This window comes from Aeromonas sp. QDB03 (assembly GCF_027707985.1).
Lineage (GTDB): Bacteria > Pseudomonadota > Gammaproteobacteria > Enterobacterales > Aeromonadaceae > Aeromonas > Aeromonas hydrophila.
Window position 1 is genome coordinate 465,006 of the sequence record NZ_JAPCJG010000001.1, and the last position, 17,035, is coordinate 482,040.

General features: G+C 63.2%; 19 protein-coding genes and 5 tRNA genes. 5 read left to right on the top strand and 19 right to left on the bottom strand.

Going from position 1 to position 17,035, the window contains the following annotated elements:
• Positions 1–19: 19 nt before the first annotated feature.
• From PG900_RS02050 to PG900_RS02060, 3 genes are all read right to left on the bottom strand, one after another.
• On the bottom strand, positions 20–538 hold the full coding sequence (locus PG900_RS02050; RefSeq protein ID WP_270800107.1) for a GNAT family N-acetyltransferase: 519 nt from the start codon (positions 536–538) through the stop codon (positions 20–22).
• Positions 538–1,776, bottom strand: coding sequence for a GGDEF domain-containing protein (locus tag PG900_RS02055; RefSeq protein WP_270800105.1), 1,239 nt, complete (start codon positions 1,774–1,776; stop codon positions 538–540). The genes PG900_RS02050 and PG900_RS02055 overlap by 1 nt, the downstream gene beginning before the upstream one ends.
• Positions 1,777–1,984: 208 nt before the next feature.
• On the bottom strand, positions 1,985–2,476 hold the full coding sequence (locus PG900_RS02060) for a prolyl-tRNA synthetase associated domain-containing protein (RefSeq protein ID WP_269381910.1): 492 nt from the start codon (positions 2,474–2,476) through the stop codon (positions 1,985–1,987).
• A 208-nt stretch (positions 2,477–2,684) separates the two neighbouring features.
• On the opposite strand from PG900_RS02060, the gene PG900_RS02065 reads away from it, so the two are divergent.
• Entirely contained in the window at positions 2,685–5,114 is a 2,430-nt protein-coding gene (locus tag PG900_RS02065; protein WP_270830800.1) for a DNA polymerase II, read from the top strand.
• A 132-nt stretch (positions 5,115–5,246) separates the two neighbouring features.
• On the opposite strand, the gene PG900_RS02070 is transcribed toward PG900_RS02065, so the two are convergent.
• From PG900_RS02070 to PG900_RS02100, 7 genes are all read right to left on the bottom strand, one after another.
• A tRNA-Val gene (locus PG900_RS02070) sits at positions 5,247–5,323 on the bottom strand.
• 37 nt (positions 5,324–5,360) lie between these two features.
• A tRNA-Val gene (locus tag PG900_RS02075) sits at positions 5,361–5,437 on the bottom strand.
• Positions 5,438–5,558: 121 nt separating this feature from the next.
• Positions 5,559–5,635, bottom strand: a tRNA-Val gene (locus tag PG900_RS02080).
• A gap of 17 nt (positions 5,636–5,652) precedes the next feature.
• A tRNA-Val gene (locus PG900_RS02085) sits at positions 5,653–5,729 on the bottom strand.
• Positions 5,730–5,741: 12 nt separating this feature from the next.
• Positions 5,742–5,818 (bottom strand) — tRNA-Val (locus tag PG900_RS02090).
• Positions 5,819–5,978: 160 nt separating this feature from the next.
• The gene (locus PG900_RS02095) at positions 5,979–7,358 is read right to left on the bottom strand and encodes an MATE family efflux transporter (protein WP_270830801.1); all 1,380 of its coding nucleotides are present in this window, start codon (positions 7,356–7,358) and stop codon (positions 5,979–5,981) included.
• A gap of 146 nt (positions 7,359–7,504) precedes the next feature.
• A complete protein-coding gene (locus PG900_RS02100; RefSeq protein WP_005301307.1) occupies positions 7,505–7,711 on the bottom strand; it encodes a YaeP family protein in 207 nt (68 codons plus the stop codon).
• A gap of 130 nt (positions 7,712–7,841) precedes the next feature.
• Between PG900_RS02100 and PG900_RS02105 the strand changes: the two genes are divergently transcribed.
• Positions 7,842–8,459: a riboflavin synthase subunit alpha gene (locus tag PG900_RS02105; protein ID WP_270830802.1), complete on the top strand. Its 618-nt coding sequence runs from the start codon at positions 7,842–7,844 to the stop codon at positions 8,457–8,459.
• 94 nt (positions 8,460–8,553) lie between these two features.
• Here PG900_RS02105 and PG900_RS02110 read toward each other — a convergent pair whose 3' ends face one another.
• The 4 genes from PG900_RS02110 to PG900_RS02125 form a co-directional block, all read right to left on the bottom strand.
• Positions 8,554–8,757: a CPXCG motif-containing cysteine-rich protein gene (locus PG900_RS02110; protein WP_005301298.1), complete on the bottom strand. Its 204-nt coding sequence runs from the start codon at positions 8,755–8,757 to the stop codon at positions 8,554–8,556.
• Between the two features lie 138 nt (positions 8,758–8,895).
• Positions 8,896–9,555, bottom strand: a complete 660-nt coding sequence (gene hxpB, locus PG900_RS02115; protein ID WP_043123203.1) for a hexitol phosphatase HxpB — start codon at positions 9,553–9,555, stop codon at positions 8,896–8,898.
• A gap of 128 nt (positions 9,556–9,683) precedes the next feature.
• A complete protein-coding gene (gene purT, locus PG900_RS02120) occupies positions 9,684–10,862 on the bottom strand; it encodes a formate-dependent phosphoribosylglycinamide formyltransferase (protein WP_270830803.1) in 1,179 nt (392 codons plus the stop codon).
• An 85-nt stretch (positions 10,863–10,947) separates the two neighbouring features.
• On the bottom strand, positions 10,948–11,838 hold the full coding sequence (locus tag PG900_RS02125) for a DMT family transporter (protein WP_052213274.1): 891 nt from the start codon (positions 11,836–11,838) through the stop codon (positions 10,948–10,950).
• Positions 11,839–12,063: 225 nt separating this feature from the next.
• Between PG900_RS02125 and PG900_RS02130 the strand changes: the two genes are divergently transcribed.
• Complete coding sequence (locus tag PG900_RS02130) at positions 12,064–12,651, top strand: FMN-dependent NADH-azoreductase (protein WP_270800088.1); 588 nt, start codon at positions 12,064–12,066, stop codon at positions 12,649–12,651.
• Positions 12,652–12,747: 96 nt separating this feature from the next.
• Here the strand turns inward: PG900_RS02130 and PG900_RS02135 are convergent, their stop codons facing one another.
• The 4 genes from PG900_RS02135 to PG900_RS02150 all read right to left on the bottom strand — a co-directional run bounded on the left by PG900_RS02135 (position 12,748) and on the right by PG900_RS02150 (position 15,129).
• Positions 12,748–12,927 carry a hypothetical protein gene (locus PG900_RS02135; protein WP_039214394.1) on the bottom strand — a complete coding sequence of 60 codons (180 nt, stop codon included), beginning with the start codon at positions 12,925–12,927 and terminating at the stop codon, positions 12,748–12,750.
• Between the two features lie 163 nt (positions 12,928–13,090).
• Positions 13,091–13,279, bottom strand: coding sequence for a DUF4250 domain-containing protein (locus tag PG900_RS02140; RefSeq protein ID WP_016350843.1), 189 nt, complete (start codon positions 13,277–13,279; stop codon positions 13,091–13,093).
• The gene (locus PG900_RS02145; RefSeq protein WP_016350842.1) at positions 13,276–13,746 is read right to left on the bottom strand and encodes a MarR family winged helix-turn-helix transcriptional regulator; all 471 of its coding nucleotides are present in this window, start codon (positions 13,744–13,746) and stop codon (positions 13,276–13,278) included. Before PG900_RS02145 ends, PG900_RS02140 begins: the two co-directional genes overlap by 4 nt.
• 168 nt (positions 13,747–13,914) lie before the next feature.
• Positions 13,915–15,129, bottom strand: coding sequence for a UPF0149 family protein (locus tag PG900_RS02150; protein WP_270800085.1), 1,215 nt, complete (start codon positions 15,127–15,129; stop codon positions 13,915–13,917).
• 212 nt (positions 15,130–15,341) lie between these two features.
• Here PG900_RS02150 and PG900_RS02155 point away from each other — a divergent pair, with 212 nt between their 5' ends.
• Together PG900_RS02155 and PG900_RS02160 are read left to right on the top strand one after the other, a co-directional pair.
• Entirely contained in the window at positions 15,342–16,214 is an 873-nt protein-coding gene (locus PG900_RS02155) for a CvfB family protein (RefSeq protein WP_045526749.1), read from the top strand.
• Positions 16,215–16,526: a DUF1289 domain-containing protein gene (locus PG900_RS02160; RefSeq protein WP_016350839.1), complete on the top strand. Its 312-nt coding sequence runs from the start codon at positions 16,215–16,217 to the stop codon at positions 16,524–16,526.
• 41 nt (positions 16,527–16,567) lie between these two features.
• Here the strand turns inward: PG900_RS02160 and PG900_RS02165 are convergent, their stop codons facing one another.
• Positions 16,568–16,891 carry an HI1450 family dsDNA-mimic protein gene (locus PG900_RS02165; protein ID WP_016350838.1) on the bottom strand — a complete coding sequence of 108 codons (324 nt, stop codon included), beginning with the start codon at positions 16,889–16,891 and terminating at the stop codon, positions 16,568–16,570.
• Positions 16,892–17,035: the final 144 nt, after the last annotated feature.

The following is a 17,035-nucleotide window of genomic DNA, read 5'->3' on the forward strand; positions in this document are numbered from 1 at the left end:
CTTTTTTATTGTCTGCCGCTCAGCCCTGGCCCTTGGCCGGGACCAGTCGGTAAAACCGGAGCCAGCAGCGATCGCCAGTATGGTAGCGGCGATCCAGCCATTGCCCGCCGGCGGCGGCAATGACCTTGAGCGAGGCGGGATTTGCCTCGTCACAGCTGATGAGCACGGGCTCGCTCAGCACATGGCGCTGCAGCCAGCCGAGCAGGGTGCGGGCGACGCCTTGACCCCGGCGGGAGGGACGGGTCTCGTAACCGATGTGGCCAAGCCACTGGCGGGTGGCCGGGTTGTCGCCGTGGCGCAGGCGCAAGGTGGCGAGGATCTCTTCCCCTTCGAGGGCAAAATAGGTGGTGGTGGGCGGGTAGCCCGGCGGCAGATGCAGTCCATCGGCCTGGGCGAGCAACTCCTGCAGCCACTGCTCCGGGTCGAATTGCGCCACCTGATAAAGCGGCAACCCGGCGGCGCCACACTCGGCCACGTAGCGGCGGTAGGCGGGGGCGTCGGTCAGCCGAGCGGCCCGGCACTCGATGAGGGGTTGCATCAGGTCTGGGTGGCCAGAGGCCACAGCGGCCTGGGCTTGCTGTGGTGCGGCTCCTGGATGCAGGCGCGCTGGCGGCCAGCCTGTTTGGCGGCATAGAGTGCCCGATCCGCGCGCGGATAGGCCTGCTCGAAGCGCTCACCCTGCTGCAGCGAGGTCAGTCCGATGCTGAGGCTGATGGGGCCGCCGGCCAGCGGCCGGGTGGCGTCTGCGACCCGTTGCTGCAGGGTCTGGCAGCAGGCCGGCAGCGTTTGCGATGTCTCCATCACCAGCAGTGCCAGCTCGTCGCCGCCAAGGCGGCCGGCCAGCCCCGCCGGTGGCAGGCTCTCCCGGATCACCCGGCCCACCGCCCGCAACATGGCGTCGCCGGCGGGGTGACCGTGGCGGTCGTTGATCTGCTTGAAGTTGTCCAGGTCGATCAGCAGCAGTTGCCATGGGCGGGCACTGCGACAGGCGCGCGCCGCCAGCTGCTGCTCGAAATGGTGGCGGCTGTCCAGCCCGGTCAGAGCATCCAGGTTGGCGCGTCGCTCCAGCTCGCGCTGGGTGGCGAGCAGCGCTTGCTGCTGGCGAGTGTGCACCAGGCTCAGCAAAATGAAGCTGCGGGCGATGGTAAAAAGCAGGCTGAGCAGGATCACCGGGCCGAGCAGGGGATCGGTCAGGCTGGAGGCGGCCGACTCCGGCCACCACTGATGCTTGGCCATTCTGACCAGCTGCAGGGCCAGTTGCAGGGCGAGCAGCAGGATGGCGAAGCGCAGCACCCGGTAGGCGGGGGCCAGCCGCTGATAGCGCCAGAGCTGCCACAGCAGCAGGCAAATCTGCAGCGAGATGGCCCCGGAGAGCACCACGATCCGGCTGTGTATGTCATCCGGTGGCAGCTGCGCGGCGGTAACGGCAAACAGCAGGAAGCCGGCGAGGGCGAGGAGCGGGCAGAGCCAGCCGAAACGGTCGGCCTCGCGCCGAAAGAAGTGGCGCAGCCCCCGCTCATAGAGCAGCGGGGTGGCGATGAGCAGCAGGTTGGTAAGCAGGATATTGGCAAGGGAGCTCTCCCCCGTGAGGGTTCGCAGCAGCAGGCAGCCAAAGGCAGCGGCGATGGCCAGTTCGCTGGCCGACCAGTAGAGCAGGGAGCGCAGCGGTCGCTGGGTATGCCACAAGTAGGCGAAAATGGCCGCGACCCCGATGTGCGACAGGCTGACGAACAGCACCAGACTCAGCAACTGGGCCGAGGAAAACAGACTCTGCATCAAGGGTTTGGGCTCTTCCTGCCGGGAACGGCGCAGCGACCTCAGGGCCGGGTGACTGGACCGGATCACAGCATGAATTGCGCCGCTGAGCAATGGTTTAAGTGATCCGGGCACGATCGCGGCAACAACCGCCACAAGAGGGCTGCTGACTCGATTAATCAGGGGCGGGGCATGACGCCGGGGAGTTTATGCTTCCCTCCCTCTTGGGTCAGTCGCTCACGACCGGCAGCCGCATGACGGTGGCCTCCCGGCCGAGGTGGGCCAGCAGGCGGCGCACGTCGTCGAGGCGGATAAGCAGGGTGGCGGTATTGACCAGCGGGTGGCACTGCACCCGCTCGGCCTGCCAGATCGTTTCATCCACCACCAGTTCCACCGCTTTTTCCCTGTCGCGCACCATGGCGAGCAGGGTGACGGAACCCGGGGTGAGGCCAAGCACGGCTTCCAGGCGCTCTGGCGAGCCAAAGCTCAGCCGCTTGACGCCAAGGGCGGCAGCCAGACCTTTGAGATCGACCCGGCTCTCTTCCGGCGTCACCACCAGAAACAGTCGCTCGCTCTTCGGGTCACGCAGGAAGAGGTTCTTGGTCTTGGCGGCGGGCAGCTTGGGCAGCAGCCGACTGGCCTCCTCGCAGGTGAAGACGGGGGCGTGATCGATGCGCTGATAGGGAATGGCCAGCTGATCCAGCAGAGAGTAGAGCGCCACATGACCTCCTGATGTCGGGTGAAGAGTGGGTGATGAATAGCACGGCGAATAAAGCCGCCACCGGCAGTGGCTGCCACTCTGGCCGAGCTTACCAGTTTGCGGCGCGACTCGCAGCCTGGCGTGGCCATTGCGGCTGGCGTGGCAATTGCAGCAAAGCACTGTATGAACGTACAATGGTTCCATCCCAGCGTTGACCCCAGTAGCCTGCATGACCGAAATCCAGCCTGTTCCTCCCGTTACTCTGCCACTCGATGGCTTCATCCTGACCCGTCACGGGCGGGATGTGCGCGGCCGCAACGGGCATGGCGAACGCACCGAGATCGTGATGTGGCTCTGGAGCGCGCAGGGGCCGGTGCGACTGGTGGTACCGGGACAGGAGCCGGTCTTCTTCCTGCCCCAGAGCCATATGGAAGAAGCCGCCGAGCTGTTCAAGGGGGCGGGGGTGAGCGGGCGGTTTCGCCGCCTGCCGATGCACACCTTCGACGGCCGCGCCGTGGTGGGCTGCTACTTTGCCACCTTGAGCGCCTTTCACCGCGCCATCGAGCTGCTGCTCATCCGCGGGCTGGAGCACTTCGAGGCGGATATCCGGCTACCGGAGCGCTATCTGATGGAGCGTTTCATCACCGCCGGCGTGCGCTTCGAGGGGCGCACCCTCAAGAAAGGGGGCAAGCACGGCTACTGGGAGGTGAACGAGGCACGCTGCGCACCGCAGGCGGTGACGCCGACCCTCTCCTGGGTGTCGCTGGACGTGGAGTGCGCCATGGACGGGGCGCTCTTCTCGGTGGGGCTCTATAGCGAAGAGGATGCGCGGGTCATCATGATCGGTACGCCGGAGGCGGATGCCGACAGCTGGAGTACCCAGGTCGAGTGGGTGGCGGACGAGAGCGCCCTGCTGAATGCGCTGGAGCGCTGGTTTGTGCGGCACGACCCCGATCTGGTGATTGGCTGGAACGTGGTCAACTTCGACTTTCGCCTGCTGCTGCGCCGCGCCGAGCTCAACAAGCGGCGGCTGCGGCTGGGGCGCGGCCACGAGCTTTGCTTCTGGCGATCCTCGCGCAACGACCCCCAGAGCGGCAGCGTCATCATCCCCGGGCGCATGGTGCTGGACGGCATCGACACCCTCAAAAGCGCCACCTGGCAGTTCCCGAGTTACAGTCTGGATGCGGTGGCAAGCGAGCTACTCGGCCGCGGCAAGGATATCGAGGACGTGGCCAACCGGGGCGAGAAGATCACCGAGCTGTTCCACTCCGACAAGGAGGCGCTGGCCCGCTACAACCTGGAAGATTGCCGGCTGGTGTGGGAGATCTTCGATTTCTGCCACCTCATCCCCTTTGCCATCGAGCGCGCCTCCCTCACCGGCCTTGAGCTGGACCGGGTAGGGGGCTCGGTGGCCGCCTTTACCAATCTCTATCTGCCACGGCTACATCGCGGCGGCTACGTGGCCCCCAATCTGCCGGCCGACGGCGGGCTCGCAAGCCCCGGCGGCTATGTGATGGACTCCAAACCCGGCCTCTATCGCCACGTGCTGGTGCTCGATTTCAAGAGCCTCTATCCCAGCATCATCCGCACCTTCTGCATCGATCCCATGGGGCTCATCGAGGGGCTGCAGCATCCCGAGCACGCCATTGCGGGCTTTCGCGGCGCCATGTTCTCCCGTGAGCGCCACTTCCTGCCGGATCTCATCGCCACCTTGTGGGCGGCGCGGGATCGGGCCAAGGCCGCCAGCAACAAGGCGCTCTCCCAGGCCATCAAGATCATCATGAACTCCTTCTACGGGGTGCTGGGCTCGGGGGGCTGCCGCTTCTACGACCCAAGGCTTGCTTCCTCCATCACCTTGCGCGGTCACGGCATCATGCAGCAGACCCGGGAGTGGATCGAAGGGGAGGGCTTCGAGGTGATCTATGGCGACACCGATTCCACCTTCGTGCACCTGGGGCGGGATGCCAGCCCCGAGCAGGCGGACGAGATTGGCCGGCGGCTGGCGAAGATGATCAACGACAACTGGGCGGCACTGATCACGCGCGAGTTCAACCTGCCGAGCTATCTGGAGATCCAGTACGAGACCCACTATCGCCGCTTCCTGATGCCCACCATTCGCGGGCTGGAGAAGGGGAGCAAGAAGCGCTATGCCGGATTGGTGGCGGGCCATCAGGCAGGTGAAGAGGAGCAGCTGGTGTTCAAGGGGCTCGAATCGGTGCGCACCGACTGGACGCCCCTTGCCAAGGCGTTTCAGACCCGCCTCTACGAAATGGTGTTTCACGACCAGGATCCCAGCGGCTATGTGCGCACCATGGTGGACGAGACCCGGGCCGGCCAGCACGACGAGCTCTTGGTCTATCGCAAGCGGCTGCGCCAAAAACTCGAGGAGTACCAGAAGAACGTGCCACCCCATGTGCGGGCGGCGCGTCTGGCGGACGAGGAGAACCTGCGCCGCGGTCTGCCCCAGCGCTACCAGCACAGGGGCTCCATCGCCTACCTGATGACTCTCAATGGCCCCGAGCCGCTGGAATACCGGCGCAGCGCCATCGACTACGAGCACTACATCGACAAGCAGTTAAGGCCCATTGCCGATGCGATCCTCCCCTTTATTGGCGAGTCGTTCGAGCGGATCTGCGGCCAGCAGCTCGATCTCTTTTAAGCGGTGTGGCGCGGGGAGAGGTTGACCGGCCAGGCATGGTTGAGGGTGCGGCGGGTTCAGCCGTGCGGACGCCAGGAGAAGCTGGGAAGGGGAGATGCAAAAAGCCCGCTCGAGGAGCGGGCTTTTCTAATCTGGTGCGTCCTAGTGGATTCGAACCACCGACCCCCACCATGTCAAGGTGATGCTCTAACCAGCTGAGCTAAGGACGCAGGGTGCGCAAGGCGACTTTGTCTGATTGCAGGGGAGTGGTGGGTTTAATTGGATTCGAACCAACGACCCCTACCATGTCAAGGTAGTGCTCTAACCAACTGAGCTATAAACCCACATCTGCGTTCAACCGGATTCGAACCAACGACATCGCCTACGCCATGTCAAAGTACTGTTCTAACCAATTGAGCTATAAGCCTGTATCAAACTTACATCTGCAATATATTCAAGCTGTTATGGTGCGTCCTAGTGGATTCGAACCACCGACCCCCACCATGTCAAGGTGATGCTCTAACCAGCTGAGCTAAGGACGCATAACAGGTTTCCATGATGGTGCGTCCTAGTGGATTCGAACCACCGACCCCCACCATGTCAAGGTGGTGCTCTAACCAGCTGAGCTAAGGACGCATCACGGAAAAGTGGTGGGTTTAATTGGATTCGAACCAACGACCCCTACCATGTCAAGGTAGTGCTCTAACCAACTGAGCTATAAACCCACTTTGCAAACCGGGTCAGAAACCCGTTTCACCACGCCAGCACTGCTGGCGTGGTCGGCATACTACCCATGCCCCCCAAGGCTGTCAACAGGCCGCACGCACAAAGCAGACTGTTTGCCCAGTTCTTGCGCAGCCTGTTGATTTTGCAGGCGAGTTTGCCCTATTGCGCCTTGGAGAGGGCGCTGCAGGCCTCCGGGCTGGCAAAGCGGCCATAGATATGACGCAGGCGGGCGCCCAGCATCAGGGCGGCGCCGGTGAGGCCGACGATGAAACCGATCCAGAAGCCCTGCGGCCCCATGCGCGGCACCACCCAGTCGGTCAACCCCAGGATCATGCCGGTGGGCAGCCCCAGTCCCCAGTAGGCGACGATGGTGACGTAGAAGATCGCCTTGGTATCCTTGTAACCGCGCAGGGCGGCTGCAGCCACTACCTGCACCGAGTCGGAGATCTGATAGATGGCGGCGAAGAACAGCAGTATGGCCGCGAGGGTGATCACCTGCAGGTCGTCGGTGTAGATACTGGCGATATGCTCGCGCAGCAGCACGGTGAGGGCGGCGGTACCGGCAGCCACCGCCATGCCCAGCATCAGGCCGGTGCGGGCGGCGACGCGGGCGTGCTCGGGCTGACCCTCGCCGATGCTGTGGCCGACCCGGATGGTGACACCCACCCCAATCGACAAGGGCAGCATAAACACCAGGCTGGAGAAGTTGAGGGCTATCTGATGGCTCGCCACCGTCTCCGCACCGAAGGGGGCCAGCATCAGCGCCACCACGGTGAACAGGGTCACCTCGCAGAAGATGGCCATGGCGATGGGGAAGCCCAAGCGGAACAGGCGCCAGATCCGGCTGCCATTGGGGCGGGCGAGCCGGGAGAACAGGTTGATCTCCTTGAAGTGGGAGGAGAGCTTCACATAGACGATCATCGCCAGCAGCATGGCCCACAGCACGATGGCGGTAGCCACGCCGCAACCGACCCCGCCCAGTTTCGGCATGCCGAGGTGGCCGTGGATGAAGATGTAGTTGGCGGGAATATTGACCGCCAGCCCCACGAAGCCGATCACCATGGTCGGCATGGTGTGGGAGAGCCCTTCGCTGAAGTTGCGCAGCACCTGGAACATCACGAAGGCGGGCAGGCCCCACATGATGGCGTGCAAAAAGCCGGTGGTCTTGGCGGCCATGACGGGATCCACCTTCATCAGGTGCAGCGCCAGCGGGCTGAAATAGAGCGCCAGCATGGCGATCGGGATCACCATCAGCGCCAGCCAGAAGCCCTGATGCACGGCGGGACGTACCTCGTCCCGCTTGCGGGCCCCGTTGAGCTGGGAAACGATGGGGGTGAGCGCCATGATGATGCCCTGGGTCAGCAAGATGATCGGCAGCCAGAAACTGGAGGCCACCGACACCGCGGCCAGATCCACGGCGCTGACCTGGCCCGCCATCACGGTATCGACGAAGCTCATGGCGACCTGGGCCACCTGGGCCACCAGAATGGGACTGGCTAGACGAACGAGTTGCCTCGCCTCGGACCAATAACGTTGCACTGACACCTCCGAGTGGATCAGATAAAGCGTAAAAAGAGCGGGTAGCGGGAAGAGCCTTTGCACTCCCGAAACGGGAATGCAAAGTGCGGGGGGGTCATTCTAGCCTGAAATTCATCCGGGACGAAACGTTTGGCGCAAGGGCCGGATCAGGCGTCTTCGTGATCGCTGATCAGCAGGTTGGCGGCGGCGTAGGCGGCCTGTTCGCGCAGATCCGCCGGTACCCGCTCGTCCGATGCCACGGCATTGAGCGCCCTGATGGTGGCGGCAATGGCCTGCGGCACATAGCCCTGCTCCCCGGAGCCAATCTGGTTGTAGGCGATGCGAATGGCCTCACAGCATTGATATACCTGCATTTTTATTTCCTTGTCAGCGCTGGTTTGAATGCCGTCACTATAGCGATCGGCCGCCCGCTTGTCAGCCAGCGCGCTTGTCTGGGGCCCGGGGCGAGGTTACCCTGCCTTTTTTCGTAGCAGGAGACGAGACATGTTCACCGGCATAGTACAGGGGACCGCCGAACTGGTGGCCATCGACGAGCAGCCCAACTTTCGTACCCACGTGATCCGCATGCCGAGCCCGGCCTGGGGCGAGGGGCTGGCGCTGGGCGCCTCCGTGGCCCACAACGGCTGCTGCCTGACCGTCACCCGGGTCGAGGGGGAGCTGGTCAGCTTCGATCTGATGCAGGAGACCCTGCGCCTCACCAACCTCGGCCAGTTGCAGCCGGGGGACAAGGTCAACGTGGAGCGGGCCGCCCGCTTTGGCGACGAGATTGGTGGCCACGCGATGTCCGGCCACATCATGGGCACCGCGCAGGTGGTGTCGGTCATCGACACCACCAACAACCGGCAGGTGTGGTATCGCCTTGCCCCAACGCTTATGAAATACGTGCTGACCAAGGGTTACATCGGCATCGACGGCATCAGCCTGACGGTGGGTGAGGTGCACAGCAACGAGTTCTGCGTCAATCTCATTCCCGAGACGCTGGCCCGCACCAACCTGGGTTGGGTCAAAGCCGGCTGGCACACCAACATCGAGATTGATCCCCAGACTCAGGCCATCGTCGACACGGTGGAGCGGGTACTGGCGGCCCGTCAGCCGGGATAAGTTGACCAACCAATGTGCCCCCGGCCATTTGCCATAGAATAAGGGCCTGCATCATGCAGGCCCTTGGCGATCTTGTGGGTGGGTTCACTCGCAGTCAGAACATCTGTTCGTCGTCTGCGTCCACAAACAGTTGCAGGCAGTCGCGCGCCTCATCCCGGTGCAGCCGCAGGTGGATGGGGTTGCAGCAGGCCATGCAATCCTCGTAGAACTCCTGATCCCCCTGGCTGGCATCCAGCTCGACCCGGGTATGATGGCCACAGTGGGGGCAGACGATGCGCTTGCTGGTGTACTCGATCATGATGACCTCCTCGGGCCCGTGGGCCGCCTATCTCCCCTGATTCTAGTTGGTTCGCTCTGTCCTGACCGCGAGCAAGCGCACGTTTATGACCGGGATCAAGGGAGGCAGGAGGTCAGTCCGACAGCACCTGCGTGCTGTTTACTTGACCCAGTTGGCCAGCATCTCGGCATCCAGCTCGGTGAGCGAGCGTAGCTGGTGATCGGCGATGGCCAGACGGGGATCGCCCACTAATGCAGGGTCCGGCACGATCAGCGCCTTCATGGAGGCCGCCTTGGCCGCCAGCAGGCCGGTGAAGCTGTCTTCGATGGCCAGACAATGCACCGGCTCCACTCCCAGCTTCTCGGCGGCGTGGATATAGACATCTGGATGCGGCTTGCCGAAGCGCTCCACCTCGGCGGAGTGGACCGCCAGGAAGCGATCGCGAATGCCGAGCTTGCCGAGTACCGCTTCCACCATGGCAAAGGGGGAGGAGGTCGCCAGACCCACCTTGAGGCCGCGGGCCTCGATGAGATCGAGCGCCTCCAGCACACCGGCCTTGGCCTGACCTTCGGAGAGGATCAGCGCGTTGACCCGATCCAGAATGCGCTGCACCACCTCTTCCTGGCTGGGGCCGCTCCAGGGGCGCAGTCGATACCAGTGGGCCACCAGCTGATCGATGCGCACGCCAATGGTCGATTCGCAATCTTCCACCGTGTGGGGATGTCCCAGCTCGGAGAACACGGCCATCTGGGCCCGTTGCCAAAAGGGTTCCGAGTCGATCAGAACACCATCCATATCGAAGATCACGGCAGTTAACATCTTGTACTCCTGACATAGGTGAAGGGGGGATTATAAGCGAGGCGCCTCAATGCAAAAGGGGCATTGCCATGCCCCTTGCGCCGGATCACGCAGGCAAACGTTTGTTTGTGCGAGACAAAAAACAGTGGTCAGAAGAGCACGTCCACCCTGGCGGCCACGGCTTTGGCCTGCTCGACGGCGGTGGGGCAATCTTCAGCCCGAGCCAGCGCCACGCCGAGTCGGCGGCGGCCGGCGATCTCCGGCTTGCCAAACAGCCGCAACTGGGCACCCGGCACCAGCGCCAATGCCTCGCCAATCCCCTGATAGCGGATGTTCTGGCTGTGACCTTCGCGCAGCACCACGGCGGAGGCGCTCGGCCCGTACTGGGTGATGGTGCCGATGGGCAGCCCCAGAATGGCGCGCACGTACAGGGCGAACTCGGAGAGATCCTGAGAGATGAGGGTTACCATGCCGGTGTCGTGGGGGCGCGGCGAGACCTCGCTGAACCACACCTCGTCACCCCTGATGAAGAGTTCGACCCCGAACAAACCGTAACCACCGAGGGCTTCTACCACCTTGGCAGCTACCTCTTTGGAGCGGGCCAGCGCCAGCTCGCTCATGGCTTGCGGCTGCCAGGATTCGCGGTAGTCGCCATCTTCCTGCCGATGGCCGATGGGCTGACAGAAGTGGATGCCGTCGACGGCGCGCACTGTGAGCAGGGTGATCTCGTACTCGAAGGGGACGAAGCCCTCGACGATCACCTTGCCGCGGCCGGCGCGACCGCCCTCCTGGGCATAGGTCCAGCTCTCGTCCAGTTTGGCGAGATCGCGCAGCACACTCTGGCCCTTGCCGGACGAGCTCATCACCGGCTTCACCACGCAGGGCAGGCCGATGGTGTCAACGGCGGCGACAAACTCCTCCTTGCTCTGGGCAAAGCGGTAGGGGGAGGTGGGCAAGCCCAGTGTCTCGGCGGCGAGGCGACGGATCCCCTCCCGGTTCATGGTGAGCTGGGTGGCGCGGGCGTTCGGCACCACCTTGACGCCTTCCTGCTCCAGGGCGGCCAGGGTATCGGTGGCGATGGCTTCAAGCTCGGGAATGATCAGATCCGGTTTGACCTCGTTGACCAGGGCGCGCAGGGTGGTGCCGTCCAGCATGTCCAGTACATGGGCTCTGTGCGCCACCTGCATGGCGGGGGCATCGGCATAGCGGTCGGCGGCGATCACCTCGATGCCGAAGCGTTGCAGCTCGATGGCGACCTCCTTGCCAAGTTCGCCAGAGCCCAGCAGCAGGGCGCGGGTGGCGCCGGGGCGGGTAGCGGTTCCAAACATGTGATCTCTCCTGATGTCGTGAGTGATGGTTGATGGCCGCTATTGCGCGAATAGCGGGCAAAAAAAGAGGCACGCATGGCGTACCTCAGGAAACGGATTTGTGGGCGCGCTGCTCCAGATGGGTGAGCAGGGTGATGGCGCCGATGATGATGGCGGCCCCGAGCCACAATCGACCGGGCGGCGCCCAGCCAAACACCAGCCAGCCGGCCAGCACGTTCATCGGCAGCTTGGCAAAATCAAAGGGTTGCACAAACGAGGCTTCGGCCACGCTGTAGGCGCGGGCGATGGACATCTGGGCCAGTGCCGACAGCACGCCGGAGGCAGCCACCAGCAGCCACTGGGTTTCGCTCGGCCACTGCCACTCCGGCAGCGCCAGCATGGCGTTGAACGGGGTGCTGAAGATGAGCAGGTAGACGACGATGGTGTGGGACGACTCGCTCGCCGCCTGATAGCGCACCAGCAAGGAGTAGCCGGCCCAGAACAGCGCCGCCGCCACCGGCAGCAGCGAGGCCCAGCTGAAATCGTCGGTCCAGGGGGCCAGGATCAGCATGGCGCCGACAAAGCCGGCCAGGGTCGCCAGAATGCGGACCCGGCTCACCTGCTCTTTGAGAAAGAGCGCCGACCCCAGGGTGGCAAACAGCGGCGACGTCATCAGCAGCGCGATGCCCTGCCAGATGGGTACGGGCACCGCCAGCGCCCACAGCCAGAACTGGATACCGACCACCGCCAGGGCGACCCGTAGCAAGTGCAGCCGCAGCTGGTTGGTCATCAGCGACTGGCGCAGACCGTGACGAACCAGCCAGGGCAGCAGGCAGACCAGGGCAATCAGATATTGATGGAAGGCGACCTGGGTCGAAGGAAGGCCGAGCTTGAAGCTGACATATTGGCTCAGGCTGTTGACGGCGGCGAAGCAGAGGCCCGCTACCATCATCCAGACTGCACCGGCAAAGGGAGAGTGCCTGCGCGAGGGTGTCATGGGATCCGGAACGCTGAAAAAAGTGCGGCGGATCATAACGGCAATCGTTTGTTCTGCCAAGCCTTGGCGGGGCGGCGAAACGGTGGCTGGCGAGAGAGTGAGCTAACATCAAATATTTTGAATAAGTTGAGCATCTATTTTCGCTATCTGTATAGAAGCCCAATGTTTAGAGTGACCTCCATCGACAGCACCGCTGTTCAACCGACAACCAAATGGAGTTTCACCATGGCCAATATCCTCGTACTCAAGTCCAGCATCCTGGGCCAATATTCCCAATCCAACGCCCTGATCGACGGCTTTCTGGCCGACCATCAGTCCGACACCGTCACCGTGCGTGATCTGGCGTCCCTGAACCTGCCGGTGCTGGATGGCGAGCTGGCCATGGGCCTGCGCGGTGGTGAGAACCTCAATGAGCGTCAACTGGCCGTGCTGGCACAGTCCGACGAGCTGATCGCCGAATTGAAGGCAAGCGATCTGGTGGTGATTGCCGCCCCCATGTACAACTTCAACATCCCGACCCAGCTGAAAAACTGGATCGATCTGGTGGCCCGCGCCGGCGTCACCTTCCGTTACACCGAAACCGGTCCGGTCGGCCTGGTGGTAAACACCCGCGCCCTGGTGATCAGCCCCCGCGGCGGCATGCACGTCGGCAGCGCCACCGATCTGGTGACCCCCTACATGCGTACCGTGCTGGGCTTCATCGGCATCAAGGAGGTGGACTTCATCTACGCCGAAGGCATGGGCATGGGCCCGGATGCCCAGGCCAAGGGCATCGAGCAGGCCAAAGGCCAGCTGGAGACCCTGGCACTCTGATCAAGACGGCACTTTGCCAGACGTCAGAAAGCGACAACGCAGCCCTCGGGCTGCGTTGTCTGTTTTGGGGTCTTGTGGCGAATGGGGCCGGACAGGTCAATCCCGCAGAAAGCGGCGACAGCCGCTGCCGACCATCAGGCAGACCGCTACCAGGGAGCCCAGCAGCAAGGTGGTGAGCCACTGCTCGGCGCTGTCGGGCAGGCGCGGTGACAAGAGGCTGATCATCAGCAGTGCACAGAGGGTGATCAGGCTGGTCGGGCGGGTCAGGAACATCATGGGTCATCCTTGGCTGCGGCTGGTGAGTAGAAGGCTAACCACGGTCTGTGACAGCAAGATGTATCCATACCTCTTGCCGCAGGTCAGTTGACCGGGGTAGCCATCACCATAGCAGCTTTTGCCGCCGGAGCCAGCGGCATGGGCCGGGTTGTGATCCGGATCCCTATCTGAACTGTTTCTGATCTTCCTGGTAGTGGAAATCGCCGCTGGCCAGCCTGGCGACCAGCGCCGCCTTGTCGAGATCCTGCGCCTTGCAGAGATCATCGAGATCATCGAAGCGATCACGCAGCTGCATGTTGACTAGGCTCAGCAGCATGTTGACGTCCATGGTGGCAAAGTTGTTCAGATTCATGAGGGTCGCTCGCTATCCAGCAGGTGAAGTTGTTCGATGGCGTCGCTGACGCTTTGCAGGTGCAGACGGATGGATTGGCGTGCCTCGGCCGGCAGGTAGTCGGTGAGGGTGTGCTGCCAGCTGCCCGCTTCGGTCTTGAGCTGCTGGAACAGGGTGAGCCCCGCCTGGGTGAAGGAGACCAGGCTGACCCGCTTGTCGTGCTCGCTGCTCTCGGTAAAGAGGATCCCTTTCTCCACCAGCCGGTGAATTTCGCGGGAGATCCGCACCTTGTCCATCCCGCTCGCCTCGACCAGCTCTTTCTGGCTGATGGGGTAGTTGGGGCCGAGCACCATCATCAGGCGCCATTGGGGCACCGTCAGCTGATAGCGCTGCTGGTAAAACTGCTCAAAGGTGTCGCGCACCATCTCGGCGGCGTGAACCAGCTGATAGGGGGGATAGTGGGCAAGCAGCTCTATGATCTTTGACATATGACATCCTGCTGTGACGGCTGCATCGGGTGCAGTTTCTCTTGATACTTTGGCCTTGATGATACGTAACACAAGGCCGTTTGTCTGAACATGCACCAGAGAAATGTGCGGTTGCGCACGTCATCCGCCGCAACCGGGTCTGTTCGAGGCTGGTTTTGTGCTGCGGGCTCAGCCTTTGCGCAGCCAGATCAAGGCGTTGTGCTTGAGCCAGGCCTCGCGGCTTTGCAGGGTGTAGAGCGCCGCCTCGTCGCGACTGCCCGCCTGCCAGCTGTGGGGCTCCTGTTTGGGCAGCTTGCGCTGGCCCAGCAGACAGGCCGGTACATGGGCGTTGGCCTTGGTGGCGGCGCTCAGCAGCGGCTGCGCGGCCTCGGCCCCCGCGCAGACAAATGTCATCAGCGCCTTGTTGTAGAGCAGCCAGCTGGAGGCTTCATCAAAGCGCACCAGCAGGGCCTGCAGGGCCTGCCACTCCCCTTGCAGGGCATAGAGGCTGGAGAGGGGATAGCGGCAACCCAGCTCGTCGGCCACGCACAGCTCGAGCAGCGCCAGATATTCGCTGCGCGCCTGTTCCAGCTGGCCGAGGCGCAGCAGGCAGTCGGCCCGTCCAGCCCGGGCGGCCAGCAGCGGGCGCGCTTCGTGGGCACTCCAGCCATGGCCGGCAATCTGCTGCCAGAAGGCAGCGTCGAACAGCGGCTCGGCGTCGGCGATCACCTTGTCGAACCAGCCGAGGCGGCTGTGCGGATCGCGACTGGCGTCGGCCCGTTCGAACCACTGTTGCCACTGCTCGGCCTGCTCGCTGTCCAGCGTCAGCTCCGAGCTTGGCACGGCCTGATACTCGTCCAGTTGCAGCAGCTGGTTGAGGGCGGTCTTCATGTTCTGGCGCTGGCGCTTGCAGAACTCCATGAAGGGGAGGTCGCTACCGGCGGCCGAGTGCAGCATCTGCGCCATGGGTTTGTCGCGAAACAGGCTCAGCTCGGCGGCCAGGCTGAAACGGTACTGGGTGGTCGGGTCGTTCAGATCCTTGGGCTTGGGCCAGGTGGCAAAGCCCTGGCTGAAGCCGTAGCACCACTGACCGAGCGGGTGACTCTGCTCGAAGACCTGCTCCGGACTCTCGGTGGAGAGGCGGCACTGGCTCGGCAGGACGAGCTGGGCCTCATCGGCCTGGGCTTCCAGCTCGGCGATCAGATGGTGCAGCGCGTCGCTGCTCTTTTCATCCAGCTCGGCGTCATGGGGCAACAGACCGGCCAGCGGGGCCTGCCAGTCAGGGGCATCCGGCCCGACCAAGCGGGCGCACAAAAAGCCGTGCAGCGCCGGGTAGGTCATGTCCTGCCCACTGTGGGTCTGGATCCATTGATTGAGATGACGGGTACGAGTGGATGGATTCATCGACAGTTCCTCTGGATTTTGACAGCGGCGAAGTCTACCCAAAAGTGGGGTTATTTGCAGCTAAAGGGCGGCTGACTGGCGATTATATCGCCGTAAAGTGGCCAAAAGGCCCTGAAAATCACCCGCGAACAGGGCAAGGGACTAGGCCCTGTTACCGCTCTTGGGGTAACATGCGCGCCCATACGGACAATGAAAAATTGGCCATCCGGACAATGAAAGAAGAGAACACCATGCTACAGATTGGCAAGATGAACACCCTTACCGTAGTCGAGCTCGAAGAGCGCGGCGCCTGGCTTGCGGCCGACGAATATGGCGAGCTGCTGCTGCCCAAACGCCAACTGCCGGAAGGGGTGGCTGAAGGCAGTGAGGTCAAGGTTTTCCTCTATCTGGATGCCGACTGCGAACCGGTGATCACCACTGACAAGCCGTTTGCCATGGTGGACGACATCGTCGGCCTCAAGGTGGTCAATGCCAACAAGATCGGTGCCTTCCTCGACTGGGGCATGAAGAAGGATCTGTTCGTGCCGACCCGTGAGCAGAACAAGCCGATGCAGGTGGGCCACGTCTATCTGGTGCGGCTGATGCTTGATCATGAGGGCCGCATGGTGGGCACCAGCCGCATCGAGCGGTTCCTGCGCACCGACAAGCCCCCCTTCAAGGCGGGTGACGAAGTGACTGCCCTGCCCGGCGAGCGCACGCCGCTCGGCATCAAGGCGATCGTCAACGGCGAATACGCCGGCATGCTTTTCAAGAACGAGGTGTTCGGCCGGGTCACCACAGGCCGGCCACTGACCGCCTGGGTCAAGCAGGTGCGTGACGACGGCAAGCTGGATCTGACCCTGCAAAAGCCGGGCATGGCGCGGATGGACGATGCCGGTGAGCTGATCCTGGCCCGTCTCAAGAAGCAGGGCGGGAGCCTGGCGGTGGGTGACAAGAGCGAACCCGAGCTCATCTACAAGCTGCTCGGCATGAGCAAGGGCACCTTCAAGAAGGCCATCGGCGGCCTCTACAAGCAGGGCAAGATTGTGCTCGAGGACAACTGCATCACGCTCGTGGTTGCCGATAGCGCGCCGGATGGCGAATAAGTGCCGAGCCCCTGCATTGGCCATTGCCAGGCGAAAGACGGCCTCTGTCTTGGCTGTGGCCGTACCCTGACCGAGATAGGTCGCTGGTCCGCCATGGACAGTGATGCCCAGCTGGCGGTGATGGCGCAGCTGGACGGTTCAACCAGCACCCACCGCTGCCCCGGCTGCGGTGAACCGGCCTTTTGCGCCGTGTCAGCCGGTGCGACCATCGCCGAGTGCTGGTGCAGCCAGTTGCCGGCCCTGCCCATGGGGGAGGCCAGCGCCTGCTGGTGCCGCCGCTGTCTGGTCAAGGCCATTGCGGCCCGCCCCTGAGGGGCTTTGCAGAAAAGAGAAAGGCGCCGAGGGCGCCTTTTTCATGCCTGTTGCTGGCGGTGCCAGCGCACATGGACATCGTGCTCATTTAGATGACGGGGCAGCAGGAAGGTGGCAAAAATCACCTCAAATTCCTCCTGATGATCCAGCAAGCCGACCCACACCTCGACCCAGCGTTCCATGTCGACCGGCACACCGAGTTCGGCTGACCAGTCGGCGTTGGGCAGGGTCGCCTCGACGGCGCCACGCTGTTCGAACTCCAGGGTGATGTCGACGATTTGTTCGGGGGCCAGCATGTCTGCGGCCTGCTCAAGAAACTGATCATAGGCCCATTCGACCAGTTGATCCGGGGTACGCTGTTCCATGAAATCACTCCAGATACATCGAGGTTCGCTACTGTAGCAATTATTGGCGGTGGCGGCCAGACCAGTGGCCATGGTGTGCCGGGTCTGGGCAAGGGCGTCGGCAAAGGGGTATGGTTGAAGGGGGATGGCCAAGGGAGAGGTGCC